At 66.7% G+C, this 22,188-nt stretch carries 19 protein-coding genes; 11 read left to right on the plus strand and 8 right to left on the minus strand.

The annotated features are described in order from the left end of the window. The first annotated feature begins 99 nt into the window (after nucleotides 1-99). The 11 genes from truA (at nucleotide 100) to AC1DQR_RS26085 (ending at nucleotide 12,076) form a co-directional block, all read left to right on the plus strand. The gene (gene truA / locus AC1DQR_RS26035; RefSeq protein ID WP_043347996.1) at nucleotides 100-924 is read left to right on the plus strand and encodes a tRNA pseudouridine(38-40) synthase TruA; all 825 of its coding nucleotides are present in this window, start codon (nucleotides 100-102) and stop codon (nucleotides 922-924) included. Beyond that, nucleotides 908-1,609: a phosphoribosylanthranilate isomerase gene (locus tag AC1DQR_RS26040; RefSeq protein ID WP_416049218.1), complete on the plus strand. Its 702-nt coding sequence runs from the start codon at nucleotides 908-910 to the stop codon at nucleotides 1,607-1,609. Before truA ends, AC1DQR_RS26040 begins: the two co-directional genes overlap by 17 nt. A gap of 127 nt (nucleotides 1,610-1,736) precedes the next feature. Further along, nucleotides 1,737-2,930 (plus strand): tryptophan synthase subunit beta, encoded by a 1,194-nt coding sequence (gene trpB, locus AC1DQR_RS26045; RefSeq protein WP_043347992.1) that lies wholly within the window; start codon nucleotides 1,737-1,739, stop codon nucleotides 2,928-2,930. Beyond that, complete coding sequence (locus AC1DQR_RS26050; protein ID WP_477134042.1) at nucleotides 2,930-3,838, plus strand: DNA-methyltransferase; 909 nt, start codon at nucleotides 2,930-2,932, stop codon at nucleotides 3,836-3,838. Before trpB ends, AC1DQR_RS26050 begins: the two co-directional genes overlap by 1 nt. 2 nt (nucleotides 3,839-3,840) lie before the next feature. Further along, the gene (gene trpA, locus AC1DQR_RS26055; RefSeq protein WP_183034310.1) at nucleotides 3,841-4,638 is read left to right on the plus strand and encodes a tryptophan synthase subunit alpha; all 798 of its coding nucleotides are present in this window, start codon (nucleotides 3,841-3,843) and stop codon (nucleotides 4,636-4,638) included. A gap of 182 nt (nucleotides 4,639-4,820) precedes the next feature. After that, nucleotides 4,821-5,693, plus strand: coding sequence for an acetyl-CoA carboxylase, carboxyltransferase subunit beta (accD, locus tag AC1DQR_RS26060; protein WP_043347984.1), 873 nt, complete (start codon nucleotides 4,821-4,823; stop codon nucleotides 5,691-5,693). A gap of 378 nt (nucleotides 5,694-6,071) precedes the next feature. Beyond that, on the plus strand, nucleotides 6,072-7,382 hold the full coding sequence (gene folC, locus AC1DQR_RS26065; protein ID WP_416049216.1) for a bifunctional tetrahydrofolate synthase/dihydrofolate synthase: 1,311 nt from the start codon (nucleotides 6,072-6,074) through the stop codon (nucleotides 7,380-7,382). A gap of 110 nt (nucleotides 7,383-7,492) precedes the next feature. Beyond that, complete coding sequence (locus AC1DQR_RS26070) at nucleotides 7,493-8,236, plus strand: SPOR domain-containing protein (RefSeq protein ID WP_416049215.1); 744 nt, start codon at nucleotides 7,493-7,495, stop codon at nucleotides 8,234-8,236. A gap of 78 nt (nucleotides 8,237-8,314) precedes the next feature. Next, nucleotides 8,315-8,812 carry a CvpA family protein gene (locus AC1DQR_RS26075; RefSeq protein ID WP_183034345.1) on the plus strand — a complete coding sequence of 166 codons (498 nt, stop codon included), beginning with the start codon at nucleotides 8,315-8,317 and terminating at the stop codon, nucleotides 8,810-8,812. A 98-nt stretch (nucleotides 8,813-8,910) separates the two neighbouring features. After that, nucleotides 8,911-10,446, plus strand: a complete 1,536-nt coding sequence (gene purF / locus AC1DQR_RS26080; protein ID WP_253929957.1) for an amidophosphoribosyltransferase — start codon at nucleotides 8,911-8,913, stop codon at nucleotides 10,444-10,446. A gap of 424 nt (nucleotides 10,447-10,870) precedes the next feature. After that, the gene (locus AC1DQR_RS26085) at nucleotides 10,871-12,076 is read left to right on the plus strand and encodes an O-succinylhomoserine sulfhydrylase (protein WP_416049214.1); all 1,206 of its coding nucleotides are present in this window, start codon (nucleotides 10,871-10,873) and stop codon (nucleotides 12,074-12,076) included. A gap of 29 nt (nucleotides 12,077-12,105) precedes the next feature. Here AC1DQR_RS26085 and AC1DQR_RS26090 read toward each other — a convergent pair whose 3' ends face one another. The 8 genes from AC1DQR_RS26090 to nodI all read right to left on the minus strand — a co-directional run bounded on the left by AC1DQR_RS26090 (nucleotide 12,106) and on the right by nodI (nucleotide 22,061). Continuing rightward, the gene (locus tag AC1DQR_RS26090) at nucleotides 12,106-12,336 is read right to left on the minus strand and encodes a hypothetical protein (RefSeq protein ID WP_174425061.1); all 231 of its coding nucleotides are present in this window, start codon (nucleotides 12,334-12,336) and stop codon (nucleotides 12,106-12,108) included. A gap of 186 nt (nucleotides 12,337-12,522) precedes the next feature. Beyond that, nucleotides 12,523-14,580, minus strand: coding sequence for an ABC transporter permease (locus AC1DQR_RS26095; protein WP_416049213.1), 2,058 nt, complete (start codon nucleotides 14,578-14,580; stop codon nucleotides 12,523-12,525). Next, entirely contained in the window at nucleotides 14,574-15,719 is a 1,146-nt protein-coding gene (locus tag AC1DQR_RS26100; RefSeq protein WP_416050361.1) for an efflux RND transporter periplasmic adaptor subunit, read from the minus strand. The genes AC1DQR_RS26095 and AC1DQR_RS26100 overlap by 7 nt, the downstream gene beginning before the upstream one ends. 204 nt (nucleotides 15,720-15,923) lie before the next feature. Further along, entirely contained in the window at nucleotides 15,924-18,416 is a 2,493-nt protein-coding gene (locus tag AC1DQR_RS26105) for a TonB-dependent siderophore receptor (protein WP_477134043.1), read from the minus strand. A gap of 130 nt (nucleotides 18,417-18,546) precedes the next feature. After that, the gene (locus tag AC1DQR_RS26110; RefSeq protein WP_416049211.1) at nucleotides 18,547-19,581 is read right to left on the minus strand and encodes a FecR domain-containing protein; all 1,035 of its coding nucleotides are present in this window, start codon (nucleotides 19,579-19,581) and stop codon (nucleotides 18,547-18,549) included. After that, nucleotides 19,559-20,065 carry a sigma-70 family RNA polymerase sigma factor gene (locus AC1DQR_RS26115; RefSeq protein WP_416049210.1) on the minus strand — a complete coding sequence of 169 codons (507 nt, stop codon included), beginning with the start codon at nucleotides 20,063-20,065 and terminating at the stop codon, nucleotides 19,559-19,561. The genes AC1DQR_RS26110 and AC1DQR_RS26115 overlap by 23 nt, the downstream gene beginning before the upstream one ends. Nucleotides 20,066-20,264: 199 nt before the next feature. Then, entirely contained in the window at nucleotides 20,265-21,125 is an 861-nt protein-coding gene (locus AC1DQR_RS26120) for an ABC transporter permease (RefSeq protein WP_416049209.1), read from the minus strand. Nucleotides 21,126-21,149: 24 nt separating this feature from the next. Next, on the minus strand, nucleotides 21,150-22,061 hold the full coding sequence (nodI, locus tag AC1DQR_RS26125) for a nodulation factor ABC transporter ATP-binding protein NodI (RefSeq protein ID WP_416049208.1): 912 nt from the start codon (nucleotides 22,059-22,061) through the stop codon (nucleotides 21,150-21,152). Nucleotides 22,062-22,188 lie beyond the last annotated feature (127 nt).

Below are 22,188 nucleotides of genomic sequence, written 5' to 3' on the forward strand. Positions count from 1 at the left end.
TTGTTTTTTGCGAGCCGGCAGTTGGGCCCTTTTCATCGGCACCGCGCCGTGTTCGCTAGCTCCCGTTGATCGTCAATTTCCGTTGTCAATTTCCGCCCCATGACCCGCATTGCCCTTGGCCTCCACTATGACGGCGCCGCCTTCTCAGGCTGGCAGTCGCAACCGCACCGCAATACGGTGCAGGACCGGCTCGAGGACGCCATCGGGCAGTTCGCCGGCAGCCGCGTGCTGACCACGGTGGCGGGCCGCACCGATACCGGCGTGCACGCGCTCGGCCAGGTGATCCACATCGACACCGAGCTGACGCGCGAACCGTTTTCCTGGGTGCGCGGCGTCAACGCCTTCCTGCCGCCCAGCATCTCGCTGCAATGGGCCAAGCCGGTGGACGACAGCTTCCATGCGCGTTTCCTGGCCTTCGAGCGCATGTATTACTACGCGCTCTACGTGGGCCCGCACCGTGTGCCGCTGGTGCACGGCAGGGCGGGCTACCTGATGCTGCCGCCAGGCAAGGGCCTGGACGTCGACGCCATGCGCACGGCCGCGGGCTGCCTGTTGGGCGAGCACGATTTCTCGGCCTTTCGCGCCGCCGAGTGCCAGGCGAAGTCGCCGGTCAAGACCATGTACGACATCACCTTGAAGGCCGACGGCGACTGGCTGTTCGTGCGCTTTCGCGCCAGCGCCTTCCTGCACCACATGGTGCGCAACCTGATGGGTTGCCTGGTGGCGGTAGGGCGGGGACGCAACCCGCCGGAGTGGCTGGCCGAAGTGCTGGCGGGGCGCAACCGCGCCAAGGCCGCGCCCACTTTCATGCCCGACGGCCTTTACCTGGCCGGGGTGAAGTATCCTGAGCAGTACCAGATCCCGGTTGCCGACACGGCTGCCAGCCTGTTTCATGGAGTGTTTGCCAATGACCCAGTTGCCTGAAGCGGGCAGCGTGCCGCGCCGCACCCGCATCAAGATCTGCGGGCTGACGCGCGAGGACGATGTCCGCGCCGCGGTCGATGCCGGCGCCGACGCGATCGGCCTGGTGTTCTATCCGGGCAGCCCCCGCTTTGTCGAGGTGGCGCGCGCCGCAGCGCTGGCCGAAACCGCCGGCCCCTTCGTGTCGGTGGTGGGCCTGTTCGTCAACGCCGAGGCCGACCATATCGCCCATGTGGTGGAGCGTGTGCCGCTTACGCTACTGCAATTCCACGGCGACGAGCGCCCCGAGGACTGCACCCTGGTGGCCCAGCGCTGCCGGCTGCCGTTTCTGCGCGCGGCACGCGTGCAGCCGGGCCTCGATTTGGTAGAATTCGCGGATCTGCATCGTGATGCCGCTGCCTTGCTGCTTGATGCCTTCGTCGAAGGCTACGGCGGTGGCGGGCACGTCTTCGACTGGACCCTGATACCCCCGGCATGGCTTCCGCCCACCCACAACCCGACCGCAAGCGCCGCTCCTCGGATCGTTTTGAGTGGTGGGTTGAACGCGCAAAACGTCGCTGGCGCGATTGAGCGCGTGCGGCCCTACGCTGTCGATGTAAGCAGCGGCGTGGAGGCTGCCAAAGGCGTGAAAGACCCCGCCAGGATTGCCGCCTTCGTGCGCGCGGTGCGCAGCGCGGATGCCGGGTGAGTCAAGTTGCCGTCCCGGCGCTCGACCTCCCGCATATCCCCCGCAAACCGCACCTGCCCCGCGCACGACCCTAACGTCATCGGGCCCCTGCCAGAACGGCAAGGGCCCTGTTCAGAAGAGCTGACTCATGTACGACCTGCCCGATTCCCGTGGCCATTTCGGCCCCTATGGTGGTTCCTTTGTATCCGAGACCCTGGTGCACGCGCTGGACGAACTGCGCGAAGCCTATGCGCACTTCCAGAAGGATCCTGAATTCGACGCGGAGTACCGCCGCGAGCTGAAGCATTTCGTCGGCCGCCCCTCGCCGATCTATCACGCACAGCGCTGGAGCGAGATGCTCGGCGGCGCGCAGATCTATCTCAAGCGCGAAGACCTCAACCACACCGGCGCCCACAAGATCAATAACGTGATTGGCCAGGCACTGCTGGCCAAGCGCATGGGCAAGCCGCGCGTGATCGCAGAGACCGGCGCCGGCCAGCACGGCGTGGCCACCGCGACCATCGCCGCGCGTTTCGGCATGGAGTGCGTGGTCTACATGGGCTCGGAAGACGTCAAGCGCCAGGCCGCCAACGTCTACCGCATGAAGCTGCTGGGTGCCACCGTGGTGCCGGTTGAAAGCGGCTCCAAGACCCTCAAGGACGCGCTCAATGAAGCCATGCGCGACTGGGTCACCAACGTCGAGAACACCTTCTACATCATCGGCACCGTGGCCGGCCCGCATCCTTACCCGATGATGGTGCGCGACTTCCAGTGCGTGATCGGCGAAGAGGCCAAGGTGCAGATGCCGGAAATGACGGGCCGCCAGCCCGATGCCGTGATCGCCTGCGTGGGCGGCGGCTCCAATGCCATGGGCATCTTCTATCCGTACATCGAGCACAAGGATGTGCGCCTGATCGGCGTGGAAGCCGCCGGCGATGGTTTGGAAACCGGGCGCCACGCCGCCGCGCTGATCGGCGGCACGCCGGGCGTGCTGCATGGCAACCGCACCTACCTGCTGCAGGACGCCAACGGCCAGATCATCGAGACCCATTCGATCTCCGCTGGCCTGGACTATCCCGGCGTCGGCCCCGAGCACGCATGGCTCAAGGATATCGGCCGCGCCGAGTATGTCCCGATCACCGATGAGGAGGCGCTCAAGGCTTTCCACGACTGTTGCCGCATCGAAGGGATCATCCCGGCGCTGGAGTCCAGCCACGCCATCGCCTACGCCTGCAAGCTCGCGCCCACGCTGCCCAAGGACAAGCTGCTGCTGGTGAACCTGTCCGGCCGTGGCGACAAGGACATGCATACCGTGGCCGAGCGTTCGGGGCTGACCCTCTGATGCGCGACTTCCTCCCGCCGGGCGCCGCTGACGGCGGCGCCCCGTCCGCGCCCATCGCCGCACCGCAACTGACGCTCTATCAGGAAGACGTGCTGGAGGGCATCAAGCGCATTGCCGACGGCTCCATCGACCTGATCGTGGCTGATCCGCCCTATGGCCTGGGCAAGGACTACGGCAATGACTCCGATCGCCTGTCCGGGGACGCCTACCTGGAATGGTCCGCGAGCTGGATCGATGCGGTGGTGCCCAAGCTGGCGCCGCGCGCCTCGCTCTATCTGTTCTGCACCTGGCAATACTCGCCGGAGTTGTTCGTGATGCTCAAGCAGCGCCTGACCATGATCAACGAGATCATCTGGGACCGGCGCGTGCCGAGCATGGGCGGCACCACGCGCAAGTATTCCTCGGTGCACGACAACATCGGCTTTTTTGCCCGGGCCCGCGACTACTACTTCGACCTCGACCCAGTGCGCGTGCCGTACGACGCCGAGACCAAGAAGGCGCGCAGCCGTCCGCGCTTCGAGGGCAAGAAGTGGCTGGAGGTTGGCTATAACCCGAAGGACCTGTGGAGCGTGCCGCGCATCCACCGGCAGGATCCGGAGCGCGCCAATCACCCGACCCAGAAGCCCTTGCATATCGTGCAACGCATGGTGCTGGCCAGCTGCCCGCCGGGCGGGCTGGTGCTTGATCCGTTCACCGGCAGCGGCACCACCGCCGTAGCCTGCGCGTTGCACGGGCGCCGCTTCGTCGGCTTCGAGATGAATCCCGACTATGTCGACGTGGCGCGCGCGCGCGTCGCGGCATGCATCACGACGCCGCAGGCCGCGCCCGCTACCCTGAACATCGCAGCCGCGAACGATGAGCCCCTGCTGGTTGCTTCGTCCACGCTGCTGCCCACTCTCGCTCAATGACCATGTCCAGAATCAAAACGACTTTCGCGGCGCTGGCCGCGCAGAACAAGAAGGGCCTGATTCCGTTCATCACCGCTGGTGACCCCGAGCCCGGCCTGACCGTGGCGCTGATGCACGCGCTGGTGGCGGGCGGGGCCGACGTGATCGAGCTTGGCGTGCCATTCTCCGACCCGATGGCCGACGGTCCGGTGATCCAGCGTGCGTCCGAGCGCGCGCTTGCGCAGGGCGTGACGCTGACCAAGGTGCTGGCTTGGGTGGCCGAGTTCCGCCAGACCAACGCGGCGACGCCCGTGGTGCTGATGGGCTACGCCAACCCGATCGAGCGCATGGGCGAGGAAACCTTCGCCAAGGCCGCGCGCGCCGCCGGTGTCGATGGCGTGCTGGTGGTCGACTACCCGCCCGAGGAGTGCGAGTCCTTCGCCGCGCAGATGCGTGCCAACGAGATGGACCCGATCTTCCTGCTGGCGCCGACTTCCACCGACGATCGCATCGAAGCCGTGGCCAAGCTGGCCAGCGGCTACCTGTACTACGTGTCGCTCAAAGGCGTAACCGGTTCGGCCACCATCGACCTCGACAGCGTGGCCGCCCGCATTCCGCTGATCAAGCGCCATGCCAACCTGCCGGTGGGCGTGGGCTTCGGCATCCGCGACGCGCAGACCGCGCGCACGATCGGCAGCGTGGCCGACGCCGTGGTGATTGGCAGCCGCTTGGTGCAATTGCTGGAAGATGCACCGCGCGACCAGGCGGTACAATCGCTGCAGTCGTTCATCGCGGAAATCCGCCAGGCGCTGGATGCCTGAATGTGATTGAAGTGCCGCCGCCCGTGTCGATGCACGGGCGGTGAATGCAGCAAAAAACACGGATTTTGACGGCCGTTGTGCCGCAACAGGCGCATCGCCCCGGCGGAACGGGGACTGCGGACCGCAGGCATGGTAAATTCGCGGCCTGACATGTTCCGCACATGTGCCGAAAGGAGCCTTTCATGAGCTGGTTGGATAAACTCCTCCCTCCCAAGATTCAACAGACCGACCCCTCCACCCGCAAGGGCATTCCGGAAGGGCTGTGGGTCAAGTGCCCGTCGTGCGAGTCGGTGTTGTACCGGACCGACGTCGAGGCCAACCTCCACGTCTGCCCCAAGTGCGACCACCATATGCGCATCCGCGCCCGCGCCCGTCTCGACGGGCTGCTGGACGCCGAAGGCCGCTATGAAATCGGCCAGGAAATCCTGCCGGTCGACGCGCTCAAGTTCAAGGACACCAAGAAGTACCCGGACCGCATCAAGGCCGCCATGGACGACACCGGCGAGACCGATGCCATGGTCGTGATTGGCGGCGCCATCCACACCATTCCGGTAGTGGTGAGCTGCTTCGAGTTCGAATTCATGGGCGGCTCCATGGGCTCGGTGGTGGGCGAGCGCTTCGTGCGTGGCGCCCAGGCGGCGCTGGAGCAGAAGGTGCCGTTCATCTGCATTACCGCCACGGGCGGCGCACGCATGCAGGAAAGCTTGCTGTCACTGCTGCAGATGGCCAAGACCACGTCCATGCTGAACCAGCTGTCGAATGCCAAGCTGCCGTTCATCAGCGTGTTGACCGATCCCACCATGGGTGGTGTTTCGGCCAGCTTTGCGTTCCTGGGCGATGTGGTGATTGCTGAGCCCAAGGCGCTGATCGGCTTTGCCGGTCCCCGCGTGATCGAGCAGACTGTGCGCGAGAAGCTGCCTGAGGGCTTCCAGCGGGCTGAGTTCCTGTTGCAAAAGGGCGCGATCGATATGATTGTCGATCGTCGCAAGCTGCGAGATGAGTTGGCGCAGTTGCTGGCTTTGCTGCAGAAGCAGCCGGCGGATGCGGTGGCATAAGGGTTGGGTTGGTTGATGGTGATCAGGCGCGGACTGGGATGTTCGCGCTTTTTCACTTTATGGGGTGGGGGCTTGGCTGCAACTGCAACTGCAACTGCAAAATCAGCTTCAGCTACAACCGCTTAACTTCAAGGGCAACTGCAGTTTCACCTCCCCTGCGGGGTGGTGAAACTGCAGTTGCTTTTGTAGTTGCCCTTGACGTTAAGCCGTTGAAGTTGATTTTGTAGTTGCAGTTGAAGTTGACTTTGACGTTAGACCTTTGACTTACCCCAACACGCCCCAACATCACCCCTGCGTAAAGCCAATCCCAAGCGAAGAACCACTTACCCCAAAACCGGCTCCAATAAGCCAACCCCCGATTAACGCCGTCTCCCCATCATGCCTATCTTCCCCTCCCTCCCCGAATGGCTAACCCATCTCGAATCCGCCCACCCGGTCGGCATCGACATGGGCCTGGCGCGCATCACCCGCGTCAAGGAGGCCCTGGGGCTGCGCATCGATGCGGTGGTGTTCACCGTCGGCGGCACCAACGGCAAAGGCTCCACCTGCGCCATGCTGGAGCGCATCCTGCTTGAGGCGGGCTACAAGGTGGGTTGCCATACATCGCCGCACCTGATGGCGTTCAACGAGCGTGCGCGCATCAATGGCGAGTTCGCCACCGACGCGCAGCTGTTGCCGCATTTCGAGGCGGTGGAGCGGGCGCGTACGAGCTTTGCGGATCCGGTGAGCCTGACGTATTTCGAGTTCACCACGCTGGCTATCATCCATGCGTTCGCCGCGGCGGGTTTGGATGCCATGATCCTGGAGGTGGGACTGGGCGGCCGGCTGGATGCAGTGAACGTGATCGATACCGATTGCGCCATCGTGACCAGCGTGGACATCGACCACACAAGCTACCTGGGCGATACGCGCGAGAAGATCGGCTACGAGAAGGCGGGGATCTTCCGTCCGGGCGTGCCGGCCATCGTGGCGGATCCGGTGCCGCCGCAGTCGGTGATCGATCATGCCGAGGCGATCGGCGCGGATCTCTGGCTGGTGGGCCGGGACTTCCATCAGCAGGCTTCCAAGGGCCAGGAGCGCCAGCAGTGGGACTGGAGCAGCCGCGAGCGCAAGCTCAACGGCCTGGGCTATCCCGCGCTGCGCGGCGCCAACCAGCTGCTCAACGCTTCGGCTGCGCTGGCTGCGCTGCAGGCGATGCGCCCGCGGCTGCCGGTGAGTGCGCAGGAAGTGCGCAACGGGCTCGCCTTCGTGGAGCTGCCGGGACGCTTTCAAGTGATGCCGGGGCGCCCGGCGGTGATCCTGGATGTGGCGCATAACCCGCATGCGGCTGCCACGCTTGGCCAGAACCTCGACAACATGGGCTTCTTCCGCTACACCTACGCGGTGTTCGGCGCGATGGAGGACAAGGACATCGCCGGCGTGCTGCGCCATCTGGCCGACAAGGTCGACCACTGGTGCCTGGCCGACCTGCCGACGCCGCGCGCGGCTAGCGCGGCGGACCTGCTGGAGAAGCTGGAAGAGGGCGGTTTCCATCCGGGGCCAGATGCCACGGCAGCCTGCTTTGCCAGCCCGGAGGCGGCTTACCGGGATGCCCTCGGCAGAGCGACCGAGGATGATAGAATTCTGGTCTTCGGATCGTTCTACACCGTGGCGGGCGTGATGGCATATCGCGCCACCCGGGCAAATTGAGTCGCGCGGCCGCCGGGCAGTTTTCCGGGGCTAACACCGGGGCAAATCGCCGCGCAATCTGAGCGACAATTTCAACGGCCGGTTTTACGGCCGTCGCACCGAACCAATCTATGGGCCTGCTTTCGCTGTTTTCTTCCCGCAAGGGCAACGCCCCGGCACCGGAGCGTGGGCGCCGCTCGCGTTCGGACCCGGGTGCAGGCATCGCGTCGTCGCGGCGCCTGGCCGAGGAGTACGCGGACGACACGCTCGACCCGGAGTTTCCGCAAAAGCAGCGGGCGCGCCGGCGCCTGATCGGCGCGGTGGTGCTGATGGCGGCTGCCGTCATCGTGCTGCCGATCGTCTTCGAGACCCAGCCAAGGCCGGTCGTCGACAATATCGCGGTCAAGATCGATGGTGGCCCGGGGGGCGCCGCGGGCAAGGTGAAGCCTGATGCCCGCAAGGCGGATCCGTTACCGCCCGCTCCGCAATCCAAGCTCGATAGCCAGGGGCTCGATGCCGGCGAGGAACTGGTTGCCGATTCGGCAGCGGCCAAGCCGGCCGCTGCCGCCACCGTCGCAGCGACTGCGGCAGCGCCTGCCGAGAAAATCGCCGACAAGCCGGCCACCCCCGCAGCCAAGCCGGGCAGCGGCAAGTTCCTGGTGCTGATTGGCGCGTTCTCCTCGGAGGAGAAGGCCAAGCTCTGGCTGAGCAAGCTCAAGGCAGGCAAGGTGCCCGCCTATATCGAGAAGAAGGTGTTGGCCGACGGCGAGCGTGTGCTGCTGCGTGCCGGTCCTTTTTCGGATCGCGACGCGGCTGACGCCGCCGAGAAGCGGGTGCGCGCCGCGGGCCTGACCGCCAAGGTGATCGAACAGTAAGGCCCGGCGCGGGCTGGTTGCCCCATGAGCCCCACTATCCTCATTACCCAGCCGCCGCACCGGGACACCGTATTACGCATGCAGCCGACTTTTTTCGATTACAGCGTTGTTTTCATCCTTATCGCCTCGGGCCTGATCGGCGTGCTGCGCGGGCTGGTGCGGGAAGTGCTATCGCTGATCGGCTGGGTGGTGGCGTTCCTGGTGGCCTACCACTTCGCGGGCACCGCGGCTGGCTGGATTCCCGAATCGGTGCCCGGCGGGCAGCTGGCGCGCAGTGCACTGGGCTTCGCGGTGGTCTTCATCGGCACCGTGATCGCCGCGGCACTGGCCGGCACGGTGCTGGGCCAGTTGCTGGAGAGCACCGGGCTCAAGCCCGCCGACCGTGGCCTCGGGCTGGTGTTCGGGCTGCTGCGTGGCGCGTTGGTCGTGATGTTCGTGGTGACCGTGGCCGGGTTCACCAAGCTGCCTGAGGAAGCATTCTGGCGCGATGCGCTGTCCCGGCCCTACGTGATGCAGGCGATGGAGTCGCTGCGGCCCTGGCTGCCTCCCGAAGTCGCCAAATACGTCAAGACATGACATGAGGCCGGGCAGACCCGCCCGGCCGGTAGTACGCGGGCTCCTCCCTGAAGGGCGGGGCCGCCCCCTGATTCAAACGCCTTTCCTGGGAGCTTGGCATGTGCGGTATCGTCGGTGTGGTTTCATCCACGCCCGTTAACCAATTGATTTACGACAGCCTGCTGCTGTTGCAACACCGCGGACAGGATGCAGCCGGCATCGCTACCGCAAACGGCAGCACCTTCCACATGCACAAGGCCAACGGCCTGGTGCGCGACGTGTTTCGCACGCGCAATATGCGCGGCCTGCCGGGTGCCGCCGGCATCGGCCAGGTGCGTTACCCCACCGCCGGTTCGGCCTCGAGCGAGGAAGAAGCCCAACCGTTCTACGTCAATGCGCCCTACGGCGTGATCCTGGCCCACAACGGCAACCTGACCAACTGGAAGCAGTTGCACGAGGAGCTGTTCAGCCGCGACCGCCGCCATATCAACACGCACTCCGACACTGAAGTGCTGCTCAACGTGCTGGCGGACGAGCTGCAGCGCGCCAGCAGCGGCCTGGCGCTGGATCCGCCCACGATCTTCAAGGCCGTGGCCGGCATGCACCGCCGCGTGCGTGGCTCGTACGCCATCGCCGCGCAGATCGCTGGCTACGGCATGCTGGCCGTGCGCGATCCGTTCGGCATCCGTCCGTTGTGCCTGGGCAGCGTGGAAACGCCGACCGGCAAGGAGTGGATGGTGGCGTCGGAATCGGTGGCGCTCGAAGGCATCGGCTACAAGCTCGAGCGCGACGTGGCGCCTGGCGAGGCCATCTTCATCGACCTCGACGGCAAGCTCTACACCCAGCAGTGCGCGGATAATCCCGTACTTACGCCGTGCATCTTCGAGTACGTCTACCTGGCCCGCCCGGATTCGTGCATCGATGGCGTGCCCGTCTACGACGCGCGCCTGCGCATGGGCGACTACCTGGCCGAGAAGATCCGCCGGGAAGTCTCCGCGGGTGACATCGACGTGGTGATGCCGATTCCCGACTCCAGCCGTCCGGCCGCGATGCAGGTGGCCAACAAGCTGGGCGTGAACTACCGCGAGGGCTTCTTCAAGAACCGTTATATTGGCCGCACCTTCATCATGCCCGGCCAGGCGGTGCGCAAGAAGTCGGTGCGCCAGAAGCTCAACGCCATGGGCGTGGAGTTCAAGGGCAAGAACGTGCTGATCGTGGACGATTCCATCGTGCGCGGCACCACGTCTTTCGAGATCGTGCAGATGGCGCGCGAAGCCGGCGCCAACAAGGTGATCTTTGCCTCGGCCGCGCCGCCGGTGAAGTTCCCCAACGTGTACGGCATTGATATGCCCACCCGCAGCGAACTGGTTGCCTACGGCCGCACGGATGAAGAAATCGCCCGCATCATCGGCGCCGACAAGCTGGTTTACCAGGACGTCGAAGCCATGAAGCAGGCCGTGCGCGACATCAACCCCAAGCTGAACGACTTCGATGCCTCGTGCTTCGATGGCCGTTACGTCACAGGGGATATCGACGAAGCCTACCTGGAGCGCCTGGAAACCGCGCGCAGCCAGGCCGATCGCGATGGTACCGGTGGCCTTGGCGATAGCGAGCGCTCGCAACTGCACTTGCAACGCTCCGGCGGCAACGAGTAAGACGGCGCACGCCCGCAATCGCCGTGATGACCGGCGTGGAGTTGACGAGAAGCGAGGCCCGGCCGTAACATTGCCGGGCGTCGATTTGATTGTCAGCTTGCGGACGCGGGTACTGCCGGAGCGATAGGTTGATCGTTGTTGTTGATCATTGCTCGCGGAACAGGAAATTGCCCGTCACAGGGAAATGCCCGAAACAGCTAAAGCGGAACGCCGGCTTCCCGGTTGTGCGCACCACAGGCACATTGGCAAGCCGGATTCCCGCCGCGGCGCGGGGCCTATCCCAACGAACACAAGCAGCCCGTCGATTCGGCCCCCGGCCAAAGATCGCACGGGCTTTTTTATTGCTGCCGCCGGCGCGCAACCGGGGCAGCCAGGCTACCACCACTTACACGGATAACCGCGCGGGTACCACCGCCTCCCCATCATGAACGAACCGCTTCCCCTCGACTCCCTCGGCATCGATACGCTTGGCGTGCGCGCCGGCACCATGCGCAGCGAGTTCATGGAGCACTCGGAGGCGATGTACCTAACCTCCAGCTTCTGCTTCAACAGCGCTGCCGAGGCCGCGGAGCGCTTCGCCAATTCGGAGTCGGGCTTCACCTATTCGCGCTTCACCAACCCCACGGTAGCGATGTTCCAGAGCCGCCTGGCGGCGCTGGAAGGCGCCGAGGCGTGCATGGCAACCGCATCCGGGATGAGCGCGATCATGTCGATCGTGATGTCTGCGATGCAAGCGGGCGATCACCTGGTCAGCTCGCGCGCCATCTTCGGCTCCACCATGACGCTGTTCTCCAACATCTTCGCCAAATTCGGCGTGGAGACCACCTTTGTCGATGGCACCGACCTGGCGGCCTGGCGCGCGGCGGTCAAGCCGAACACCAAGCTGTTCTTCCTGGAAACGCCGTCCAACCCGCTCACCGAAGTGGCCGACATCGCCGCGGTGGCGGACATTGCCCACAACGCTGGCGCGTTGCTGGTGGTGGATAACTGCTTCTGTTCGCCGGCGTTGCAGCAGCCGATGAAATTCGGCGCCGACATCGTGGTCCACTCGGCCACCAAGCATATCGACGGGCAGGGCCGCGTGCTGGGTGGCGCGGTGCTGGGCTCGCACGATTTCATCATGGGCAAGGTGTTCCCCTTCGTGCGCACGGCCGGGCCGACGCTGTCGGCATTCAACGCCTGGGTGCTGCTCAAGGGCATGGAAACGCTGGCGATCCGCATGGAGCGCCACAGCCAGAGCGCGCTGGCACTGGCCGAGTTCCTGGAGTCGCATCCGGCGGTTGCGCGCGTATATCACCCGGCGCTGAAGTCCCACCCGCAGTACGAGGTGGCCCAGCGCCAGCAAAGCGGTGGCGGCGCCATCGTGTCGTTCGAACTCAGGGGGGATACCCCGGAGCAGCAGCGCGCCAATGCCTGGCGCGTGATCGACAACACGCGCGTGTGCTCGATCACCGGCAACTTGGGCGATACGCGCACCACCGTGACCCATCCCTACACGACCACGCATGGACGCGTCAGCCCGCAAGCCAAGGCGGCCGCCGGCATCGGCGAAGGGCTGATCCGCCTGGCCGTCGGCCTCGAATCGGCAGCAGACCTGAAGGCGGACTTGCTGCGCGGCCTGCAGGGCTGAAGCGTCAGGGCGCCAAGGCGCCCGAGCGCTCAGTGCGCCGGCACGGCGTCGTCGCCGCTGCCGGCCACGGCCTTGACCCCGGCCTTGGTCACGTCGTAGGTCGTCTCGACCACGGTCGATCCCACGCTCACTGCCGCGGAGCCAACCGTGGCCACGGTAGAGACCGCAGCACTGCCCACCGCCACAGTGGCGCCAACCACGCTGCAAGCGGCCATTGCGCCGCACAGGCTCAAAGCGGCCAACGTTGCGGCAGCGCGCATGACGCGGCTCTCCTGCGGCTTTTTCTTCGCTGGCGCGACGCGGACGTACATAGGAAATGGCATGGACACTGCTCGCGCTTGCGGGACGGTGGAGGTGATGTGGGCGGCCGGCCTCAGGTCTCCAGGTACACCGGACACCTTGCGCCGTGCCCGGCATCATACTCTCCCCCGGGCCGCTCGCTACCGCTATTCGCCCGCCAGCGCCACCACCGGATCCAGCCGCGCCGCGGTGCGTGCCGGCATGTAGCCGAACACCAGCCCGGTCGCCACCGCGCAGCCGAAAGCGCCCGCCATGGCCGACACGGAAAACACCGTCGGCACCCCCACGGCGATCAGCGCCGCTCCCACCAGCAGGCCGGCGGCGAGGCCCACCGCGCCGCCCATCACGGTGACCATGGTGGCCTCCGTCAGGAATTGCCGCAGGATGTCGCGCTGGCGCGCGCCGGTGGCCATGCGGATGCCGATCTCGCGGGTGCGCTCGCGTACCGTCATCAGCATCACGTTCATCACGCCGATGCCGCCCACCAGCAGCGATACCGCCGCGATCAGCCCCAGCATCATCGACATGCTGCGGCGCGTGGCTACCTCGGCCTGCAGGCGCGCGGCGGCATTGCCGATGGAAAAATCCTCGCGCCCGCCGTGCCGGGCCAGCAGCAATGCATGCATGGCTGCTTCGGCGGCATGCACCTGCGCCGACGATGCGGCCTCCACCACGACATAGTCGGGCTGCGTCTGCGCCTGGTAGACGCGGGCGCGGCCTGCCTGGTAGGGGATGAAGACCATGTTGTCGTAGTCCTGCGCGCCGGAGTCGGCGCCGCGCTCGGCCATCAGGCCGATGACCTCGAACGGCGAATTGCCGATCAGCAACTGCTGGCCGAGCGGATCCGCCATACCGGCGAAGAAGTGCTCGCGTGCCTTGTGGCCCAGCACCACCAGCGGCGCGAGGTCGCGGTCCTCGGCGGCGGTGTAGTAGCGGCCTTGCGCCACCTGCCAGTGATGCACGGCTGGCATTTCCTCGCTGGCGGCGAACACGTAGAGCTGGCGGTCAGCGTTGCCGCGGCGCACGGTGATGGGGTCGCCGATCACCGGCATCACGCTATGGATCGAGGGCAGCGCGGCAATGGCCTCCAGGTCCTCCGGCGTCAGCTGGCCGGCGGGCCCGCCGGTCGGGGGAGGGCGGCTGCCCAGGTACATGATGGTGGTGCCCAGCGTACCCATCTGCGCCATCACGCGCTGGCGCGCGCCTTCGCCCACGGCCAGCATCACGATCACCGACGCCACGCCAATGATGATGCCAAGCAGGGTCAGCCCGGTGCGCACGCGGTTCAGCCGCATGCCGCGCCAGGCGGTGCGCGCAGCCTCGCGGATGTCGGTCAGCAGCGTGGCCCCGCCATCGGCGTGTGCCCTGCCTGGTATTTGCAATGCGGGCAATATGGGCAATGCCGGCAGGACGGCTGCGTCGCTACGCGCAGTCACTTGGGCGGCATCGCCTGCGTTGTCGGCGACGATGCAGCCGTCGCGGATTTCGATCACGCGCCTGGCCTGCGCCGCCACGCCGCGGTCGTGGGTAATGAGGATCACCGTGTGTCCGGCAGCGGCCAGTTCGCGCAGCAGCGCCATGACCTCCGCGCCGCTCTTGCTGTCGAGCGCACCGGTGGGCTCGTCGGCCAGGATGATGCGCCCGCCGTTCATCAGCGCGCGCGCGATCGACACGCGCTGCTGCTGGCCGCCGGACAACTGGCTAGGGCGATGGTGAAGCTTGTCCGCCATGCCCAGGCGCGTGAGCAGCGCGGCCGCGCGCGCGGCGCGCTCAGCCTCGGGCAGCCCGGCGTAGATGGCCGGCACCTGCACGTTCTCGCTGGCGGAGTCGGTGGCGACCAGATGGTATCCCTGGAACACGAAGCCGAATGCCTCGCGCCGCAGCCAGGCGAGCGCATCGGCATCCAGGCTGGCCACATCGTGCCCGTTGAAGTGATACGTGCCCGCGCTGGGCCGGTCCAGGCAGCCCAGCAGATGCATCAGCGTGGACTTGCCCGAGCCGGAAGCACCGACGATGGCGACAAACTCGCCGGCATGGATGTCCAGGTCGATGCCGTGCAGCACCTCGACTGCGGGCGGCTGGTTGCCGTGCGCGGCGCTGCCTTTGCCGGCGCCGCCGTAGCGCTTGCGTATGCCGCGCAGCGAAATCAGCGGCTGCCCGTTCGCGCCGGTTGCGCTGCTGTCGATGTTGGCGGTGCTCACCATTTCAGCCACCGCATGCCGTCGCGAACGCGCTCGCCGGTGACCAGCCGGTCGCCGTCGCGCAGGCCCTCGCGCACTTCGGCCAGATGACGGCTGCGCACGCCGACGCGCACGCGGCGCGCCTGCGGCGTGCCGTTCGCATCGAGCACGCGCGCCGCAAAGATGCCGGGCACGTCCTCGCTGGCCGTCAGCGCCGCCAGCGGCACGGTGACGACGTTGCGCGCGTGCGCGGCGACGAAGGACACCTGCGCCGTCATCTGCGGCATCAGCGCGCCGTCCGCGTTGTCGACATCAAACAGCACGGTGTAGACCACCGCCTTGGTGGCCGCGGCGGGAGCATTGCCTTCGCCGCTGGCTGCCGCGTTGGCCGCCTTGGGCGGGGCCGGCAGCACCTGGCGCACCGTGCCGGTCCAGCGGCGTGGCGACCCTTGGTCGTTGCTGCCCAGCGTGGTGAAGTACACCGGCATGCCGGGCCGCACGCGCGCGATGTCGGCCTCGGACACCTCGGTCCATACCGTCATGCCGGAGAGGTCTGCAATGCGCAGCACGTTAGGGGTTTGGTAGGTGGCGTTGAGGGTCTGGCCCTCGCGCGCCTCGACGGATACCACAGTGCCGCCCATCGGTGCGTAGACGCGTGTATAGCCCAGGCGCGCTTCCTCGGCACGCTGCGAGGCCTGGGTCTCGGCAATCTGCGCGCGCAGCCGGTCGAGCTTGGCCGCGGCGGAATCGAAGGCAGCCTCGGCAACCTGCAGGTCTTCGTCGCGGGTGGCGCCGTCGGCCGCCATTGCCTTCTGGCGCGCCAGTTGCCGGCCCGCCAGCCGGTGCTGCGCCAACTGGTCGGCCAGCTGCGCGCGCAGTCCCGCGAGCGCGGCACGGCCGCCATCCACCGTGGCGCGCTGCACGCTCGGGTCGATCTCCAGCAACGGGCTGCCCTTGCCGACCACCGCGCCGGGCTGCGCGTGCAGGCGCAGGATCTGCCCGGAGACCTGCGCGCCCACGTCCACATAGCGGCGCGGCTGCAGCGTGCCGATGGCATTGACGGTAGCCTCGATGTCGCCGCGCGCCACCGGCACGGTGACGTAGTCGACGGCCGGACGCTGCGCCATCCACAGCGCGCCGGCGGTGCCGGCGACCAGCAGCATGAGCGCGCCGCGCCGAAGCGCGCGCGGGGAGGGGCGGAAGCGGTGGGCACGCGTCACCGTGCGGCCTCCAGGCATAGGCTGGTGGCGTGCGTCACGTCCAGGGGAGCGAGGGCGGCAGGAATCGGTTTCATGGTGGTCTGGTCGGTTGGGTTCTTTGCGTGGTCTGCAGGCGGCAGGGACGCAATGCGGATGCCGGTTTCACGTTCAGAACCTGGGCGTGTACTTCACGGTGAGCATCACGTTGCGTGGCGTGCCGTAGTTGTTGTTGCTGTCGATGGTGTTGTAGGAAGGGACGTAGTAGCGCTTGTCGAAGAGGTTGTTGACGTTGAGCGCCAAGGAGACGTCGCGCGTCAGTTGATAGCCGACGCGCGCGCTCCAGATCGAGAAGCCGGCCATGGCGAGCGCCCCGTCGTAGCTCAGGGTATTGCTTTGCGTGGTGACGCCGCCGCCGATGCTGAGGTTGGGCAGTACGTCGCGCAGCTGGTAGTCGGCCCACAGGCGCAGCATGTGTTTCGGCGTCCAGGTGCTGCACACCTTGCCCTGGTTGTCCGGGTCCTCAAGGTATTTTGTGGTGGTATAGGCGTAGCCGGCAAACAGCTGCAGGCCGCGCAGCACCTCGCCGCTGACCTCGGCCTCCAGCCCCTGGCTGCGCACCTTGCCCGAGGCGCGCGAGCAGTACCAGCCATCGCACGCGAACCCGCCGCCGATGTCGCTCACCGCGCGATTGCGCTGGTCATAGCGGAACAGCGCGAACGCGGTGTTGACCTTGCCGTCCAGCAGTTCGCCCTTCATGCCGAGCTCGTAGTTTGCGCCGATGATGGGCTGCAGCATCGAGCCGCCCAGGGCGCGCGCGGACTGTGGCTCGAACACGTCGGTATAGCTGGCGTAGGCCGACCATTGCTTGTTCAGCGCGAAGACCAGGCCGGCGTACGGCGTCACCTTGGCGGACGTGCTCATGGTCTCCTGCGAGGACGCATCCGCATAGAGCTGGTCGAACCAGCTCAGGCGCGCGCCGACGATGGCGGTCAGTGGCTCGGCCAGCTTGGTGCGCCACGTGCCATAGAGGCCCTTCTGGTAGACAGCGTAGCGGCTTGCTGTCTCGGAGCCGCGCGCGGCGATGCTGTCGTAATCCTGCCAGGGGCGGTCGTGATCGATGGCGAAGATGTTGCCGCCGCTGGTCCAGGCCCTGGCGAAGCGGTCGGTCGAGGTGTACTTCGAATAGTTGGCGCCGATCATCACGTCATGCTCGAGCGATAGCGCCTCGAAGCTGCCGCGCAGGTAGGAGTCGAAGCCGAACTTCTCGCTGTTGAAATCGACCCCGAAGTCGCCGTAGCTGACGCCACTGCCGTCGGCCGTCACCGCGCCGGCCATGCGCTGGTGCACCGACGCATTGCGCTCTTGCATATTGAGCGCCGCGAAGCTGAAGGCCCAGCGGTCGTTGAAGCGATGCTTCAGGTCGAGAAACAGGGTGGTCTGGTTGCTGCTGGCGCGGTTCCACCAGGAGCCGGTGTACGTGGAGCGCGGCAGGCCGATGTCGCTGCCATCGGTGTAGCGCGGCAGGCCGATCTGCATCGGGCGCGAATTATTCTCGGTGTTGCTGATGCCGAGGCCGACCGTGGTATCGCGGGCGATGTCGTAGTCCAGTGCAGCGTACATCGATCGCGTGCGGCTGTAGGCGGACTCGATGTAGGAATGGGTCTGGTCTTCGTCCAGCACGAGGCGCCCGCGCAGCGTGCGGTCGGCATTGAGCGGGCCGCCGGCGTCTAGCTGCAGGCCGTAGTGGTCCCACGAGCCGAGCTTGCCGGTGAGGGTGACGATGGGGTCGGTCTGGCCGCGCTTGCGCACCAGGTTGACCGCACCGCCCGGGCTGCCGGTGCCCTGCAGCAATCCCGATGCGCCGCGCAGGACTTCCACGCGGTCGTAGAACACCATCCCTTCGGTGGCCCAGTTGCCGAGCGCATACATATTGCGCGGCATCGGCACGCCGTCGTACTGCCACTGGTCGATCTGGAAGCCGCGCGCGGTGATCACCAGGCCGGGCCCCACGCCTTGCACGCCGACCACGCCGGTGACATTGTTGACCGCGGTGCGCAGGTCGTTGATGTCCTGGTCGTCCATGCGCTGGCGGGTCAGCACGCTGACCGATTGCGGGATATCCCTCAGGGACTGCTCGCCCTTGCCCATGGTCACGGCGCCAGACGTATAGGCGTGGCTGCCTTCGGTAGTGGCGCCACGCTCGGCTTGCGCGCTGACGCGGACGATCGGCAACAGCTGCGCCGGGTCTCCGGCCGGCGCCGCCGCGGGCGGTGCGCTCTTGCGCGATAGCACATAGCCCTTGCCGGGACCGTGCACGGCCTCCAGCCCGGTGCCGTCGAGCACGCTGGCTAGGCCACTCTCGACGCTGTAGCTGCCGGACAAGCCGGTGCTGGTCTTGCCCGCGGTGAGCGCGCCGTCGATCGACAGCAGGATGCCCGCGGTGGTGGCGAAGCGGTTCAGCACCTGGTCCAGTGAGCCGGCGGGCACGTTGAAGCGGACCATGGCAGCCTGGCGCTGCGGCGCCAGTTGCGCGACAGCCCGGGTGGAGGTCGAGGCCAGTCCCGCCAGCACGCACGCAAGCACAATCAGCCGCGGCGTTGGCGACGACACGGGCCGTGTACGGAGACGGCTTGCTGCCCGCCGGAATGATTCTGCTTGCATCTGCTTTCCTTTTCGTTTTCGACGATGAGCGAGCCCGTAGCGTTGGGGCTCCTCACTGTTTCCCGAACGAGAAGGAAAAAGTGCTACCTGGCTGGGACAGAAATATTCGGCGGGACTGGCGCGGTACATGTCAGGAGGTCCGTGGCGCGCCCGCCGCGCCCGCCTTGACGGTGACCCAGTAACGCGTGGCGTATTGCAGGCGGACCCGCAGCGCCTGCGCAAGCGTGGCCAATGCATGGTCGGTGTCGTCCAGCGAGTAGACGCCGGAGACGATCAGGTCCCGGAGTTCGGGGTCGCAGCGCAGCATGCCGGTGCGATAGCGGCCGAGCTCGGCAAGCAGGTCTTCGAGCCGCATCCGCTGTGCCACCAGCAGGCCGCGCTCCCATGCGCCCGCGCCGGCGTCCAGGGCTTGCGGCGCGTCGATGGCGGCATGGCGGAATTGCGTGCCCTGGCCGGCATCCAGGCGTAGCGGCGGGCCGTCGCGGCCGTTGGCGTGGATCTCGACCGCGCCTTCCAGCACGGCCACCCGCGACGCGTCGCTGGCCTGCCGCACCGTGAAGCGCGTGCCGATGGCGCGGACCAGGCCCTGCGCGGTCTGCACGGCAAAGGGGCGGGCCACGTCGGTGGCGGTCGCGACCAGGATCTCGCCAGTGCGCAGCACGACGCGGCGCAGCCCGCCGTCAAAGCGCACATCGATCGCTGTTGCTGTGTTGAGCGTGACCCGCGTGCCATCGGGCAGGGCGATCTGCCGGCGCTGTCCGCGCCGCGTGGCGTGGTCGGCCATCGTCAGCTGCCATTGCGGCGTTTCCGACACGGCGAGGAGGGCCAGGCTGCCACCCGAAAGGAATCCGGCGGCGCACAGCATCCGGCGGCGCGCTGACGACGGCATGCGCGGGGCACGCAACGCCTGGGCAGCCGCGGGGCTGGCCAGCACCTGTAGCCGGGCATCGAGCCGCGTGACCTGCTCCCAGGCGCGTGCGTGTTCCGGGTCTTCGGCCAGCCAGCGTCGCAGGCCGTCACGCTCAGCATCGGACACTTCGCCGGACCACAGGGTGACCTGCCATTGCATCGCCTGCTTCAGGATGGCAGAGGTGACCTTTGGCGGGGCGGCGCTCGCGTCGGGCAGGGTGGATGGCTCGCCGCTACGCATCGCCCAGCGCTGCATGGCAGGCTTGGATGGCGCGCAACATGTATTTGCGCACGGACGCGACGGAAACATCGAGTTGTTCCGCGATCGCGGAGTACGTCATCCCGCTCAGCTGCGACAGCAGGAAGGCTTCGCGTACGCGCTCGGGCAGGTCGTCGAGCATGGCATCGATGCGGATCAGCAACTCCAGCACCACGGCGCGTTCCTCGGGCGACGGCGCCGACGGCTCGGGCAACAGGCAGAGGGCTTCGAGGTAGGCGGATTCCAGCCTGCGGCGGCGATGCAGGTCGATTACCAGGCCCTTGGCGATCTGCGTCAGGTGCGAGCGCGATTGCTCGCGCGAGGGCGTGCGCCCCGAGACCAGGATACGGACGAAGGTGTCGTGCGCCACGTCGGCGGCATCGAAGGCGTCGCCGAGCTTGCGGCGGAGCCAGCCATGGAGCCAGCCGTGGTGGTCGCAATACAGGGAATGGAGGTCTAGCGATGTGTTGCCTGCCGGCATGAGCTGCTCGCCTGCGCGATGGAATGATAATCTAAACGATAATCGTTCGCATTATAGCAGGGTGCAGGATCAGCAACACAGTCCGTAGGACAACAGAAGGGTGCGGAAGGGAAGGGGCGGGTTGCATGTCATCCCGTCCCGCACCAGGGTCAATGTCCGGCGCGGGCGCTCGCGGCAATCCCTTCCCTTTGCCGCAACCTCAGCGCAGCAACCGCCGGCGCAGGAGCATCAGCGCCACCACCAGCGCCACGGCTGCGTAGGCACCGAGCACGATCAGGTGAAGGGCCAGGTTGTCGACCGGGCGCCCCAGCATGATGGGGCGGATCAACGCCACTGCATGCGCCAGCGGCAGCACCTGGGTGGCGGCCTGCGCGCCCGCGGGCAATTGCTCCAGCGGGAAGAACACGCCGGAGAGCAGCAGCATCGGCGTCATCACCAGCGTCTGGTAGAACATGAAGAAGTCGTAGCTGGGCGCCAGCGCCGTGACGATCATGGCCAGGCTGGCAAACGCGATGCCCGCCAGCACGATCACGGGCAGCGCCAGCAGCGCGCCCGGCAACTGCGCATAACCCAGCACGCCGGCCACCAGCATGATGGCCATGCCCGACAGCACCGCCTTGCTGGCGGCCCACATGATCTCGCCCAGCACCACGTCGCCGAGCGTCAGCGGCGCATGCATGATGGCTTCCCAGGTGCGCTGCACATGCATGCGCGAGAAGGCGGAATACATCGACTCGAAGCTCGCCGACATCATCACGCTGGACGCCGTGGTGCCAGCCGCGAGAAAGGCGATGTAGGACACGCCGTTGACCTGTCCCACCAGCAGGCCAAGCCCGAGGCCAAGCCCGAACAGGTAAATCATCGGATCGGCCAGGTTGCCGATCATCGAGGGAATCGCCAGCTTCTTCCACACCATGAAGTTGCGGTACCAGACCATGGTCCAGTTGCGCATGTTCATCGGCAGCAGCGGCTGCGGGTAATGCTGCCGCGGCGCGGCGCCAGGGGGCGCCGCGGTGGCGGCGGCCGGCGCGACGGCGGGGCGGGGGTCTTGTTCGCTCATGTTCATTCCGTTGTCAGTCTGGCCTCAGTCCCGCATCTCGCGGCCGGTCAGCTTGAGGAAGACGTCTTCCAGGTTGGCCGGGCGGTGCAGGTAACGCACGCCGCTGCGGCCGTGCAGCGCCGCCAGCAATGGCGCGGGCTCCTTGACGTAGCAAAACAGTGTCTCGCCGCTCATCTCGGTGCGCGTCGCAAGCGGGTGCAGTTCGCCGCGCAGGGGCTCCAGGTTGTCGCCATACACTTCCACCACGTCGCAGCCGATCTGGCTGTCGATCAGTTCATGCGGCTTGCCTTCGGCGATCTTGCGGCCACTGTCGATCACGCACAGGTGGTTGCACAGGCGCTCGGCTTCTTCCATGAAGTGCGTGGTCAGCAGGATGGTCTTGCCGTTGGCCAGCAGCGACTTCAGGCGCTCCCAGATCAGGTGGCGCGCCTGCGGGTCCAGCCCCGTGGTGGGCTCGTCCATCACCAGCAGGTCGGGGTCGTTGATCAAGGCGCGCGCCACTGTCAGCCGCCGGCGCATGCCGCCCGACAGGTCTCTTACCTGCGCCTTGGCACGGCTCTCCAGTCGCGCGAATTCCAGCAGCGCCGGCACGCGCGCCTCGATCACGGCGCGCTCCAGGCCGAAGTAACGGCCAAAGATGCGCAGGTTCTCCACCACGGTGAAATCGGGGTCGAGGTTATCGAACTGCGGCACCACGCCTACCCGCATGCGGGCCTGCGGCGCACGTTGTGGAATCGGCTCGCCGCACAGCGTGAGCGTGCCGGACGCCGGCGTGGTCAGTCCCAGCAGCAAGCGCAGCGTGGTGGTCTTGCCGGCGCCGTTCGGGCCCAGCAGGCCGAAGCACTGGCCGCGCTGCACGCTCAGGCTGAGATCGTCGACCACGACGGTGTCGCCGTATTGCTTGCTTACATTGCGTAGTTCAAGAATGGCAGTCAAGGCAGGAGCGGGAGTTGGGCGCGCCGCGGGCGCAATATCCATCATTATGCAGGCAGCTGCGCGGATGCTCTGTGGCGCGCTGCAGCAAGAATTCGCGGATGCGGTTATCTTGCTGGTTCGCGCCGGG

Source organism: Cupriavidus sp. 05L411, assembly GCF_056398045.1.

What these genes read in the sequence shown, in the direction of transcription:
- AC1DQR_RS26095 (WP_416049213.1), bottom strand. Translation starts at nt 14,580, where the DNA reads ATGGTGAGCACCGCCAACATCGACAGCAGCGCAACCGGCGCGAACGGG.
- AC1DQR_RS26100 (WP_416050361.1), bottom strand. Translation starts at nt 15,719, where the DNA reads ATGCTGCTGGTCGCCGGCACCGCCGGCGCGCTGTGGATGGCGCAGCGT.
- AC1DQR_RS26115 (WP_416049210.1), bottom strand. Translation starts at nt 20,065, where the DNA reads ATGCCGGCAGGCAACACATCGCTAGACCTCCATTCCCTGTATTGCGAC.
- AC1DQR_RS26120 (WP_416049209.1), bottom strand. Translation starts at nt 21,125, where the DNA reads ATGAGCGAACAAGACCCCCGCCCCGCCGTCGCGCCGGCCGCCGCCACC.
- purF (WP_253929957.1), top strand. Translation starts at nt 8,911, where the DNA reads ATGTGCGGTATCGTCGGTGTGGTTTCATCCACGCCCGTTAACCAATTG.
- AC1DQR_RS26110 (WP_416049211.1), bottom strand. Translation starts at nt 19,581, where the DNA reads ATGCAGCGCTGGGCGATGCGTAGCGGCGAGCCATCCACCCTGCCCGAC.
- AC1DQR_RS26070 (WP_416049215.1), top strand. Translation starts at nt 7,493, where the DNA reads ATGGGCCTGCTTTCGCTGTTTTCTTCCCGCAAGGGCAACGCCCCGGCA.
- AC1DQR_RS26085 (WP_416049214.1), top strand. Translation starts at nt 10,871, where the DNA reads ATGAACGAACCGCTTCCCCTCGACTCCCTCGGCATCGATACGCTTGGC.
- trpB (WP_043347992.1), top strand. Translation starts at nt 1,737, where the DNA reads ATGTACGACCTGCCCGATTCCCGTGGCCATTTCGGCCCCTATGGTGGT.
- AC1DQR_RS26075 (WP_183034345.1), top strand. Translation starts at nt 8,315, where the DNA reads ATGCAGCCGACTTTTTTCGATTACAGCGTTGTTTTCATCCTTATCGCC.
- truA (WP_043347996.1), top strand. Translation starts at nt 100, where the DNA reads ATGACCCGCATTGCCCTTGGCCTCCACTATGACGGCGCCGCCTTCTCA.
- AC1DQR_RS26105 (WP_477134043.1), bottom strand. Translation starts at nt 18,416, where the DNA reads ATGCAAGCAGAATCATTCCGGCGGGCAGCAAGCCGTCTCCGTACACGG.
- trpA (WP_183034310.1), top strand. Translation starts at nt 3,841, where the DNA reads ATGTCCAGAATCAAAACGACTTTCGCGGCGCTGGCCGCGCAGAACAAG.
- AC1DQR_RS26050 (WP_477134042.1), top strand. Translation starts at nt 2,930, where the DNA reads ATGCGCGACTTCCTCCCGCCGGGCGCCGCTGACGGCGGCGCCCCGTCC.
- AC1DQR_RS26040 (WP_416049218.1), top strand. Translation starts at nt 908, where the DNA reads ATGACCCAGTTGCCTGAAGCGGGCAGCGTGCCGCGCCGCACCCGCATC.
- folC (WP_416049216.1), top strand. Translation starts at nt 6,072, where the DNA reads ATGCCTATCTTCCCCTCCCTCCCCGAATGGCTAACCCATCTCGAATCC.
- AC1DQR_RS26090 (WP_174425061.1), bottom strand. Translation starts at nt 12,336, where the DNA reads ATGCGCGCTGCCGCAACGTTGGCCGCTTTGAGCCTGTGCGGCGCAATG.
- accD (WP_043347984.1), top strand. Translation starts at nt 4,821, where the DNA reads ATGAGCTGGTTGGATAAACTCCTCCCTCCCAAGATTCAACAGACCGAC.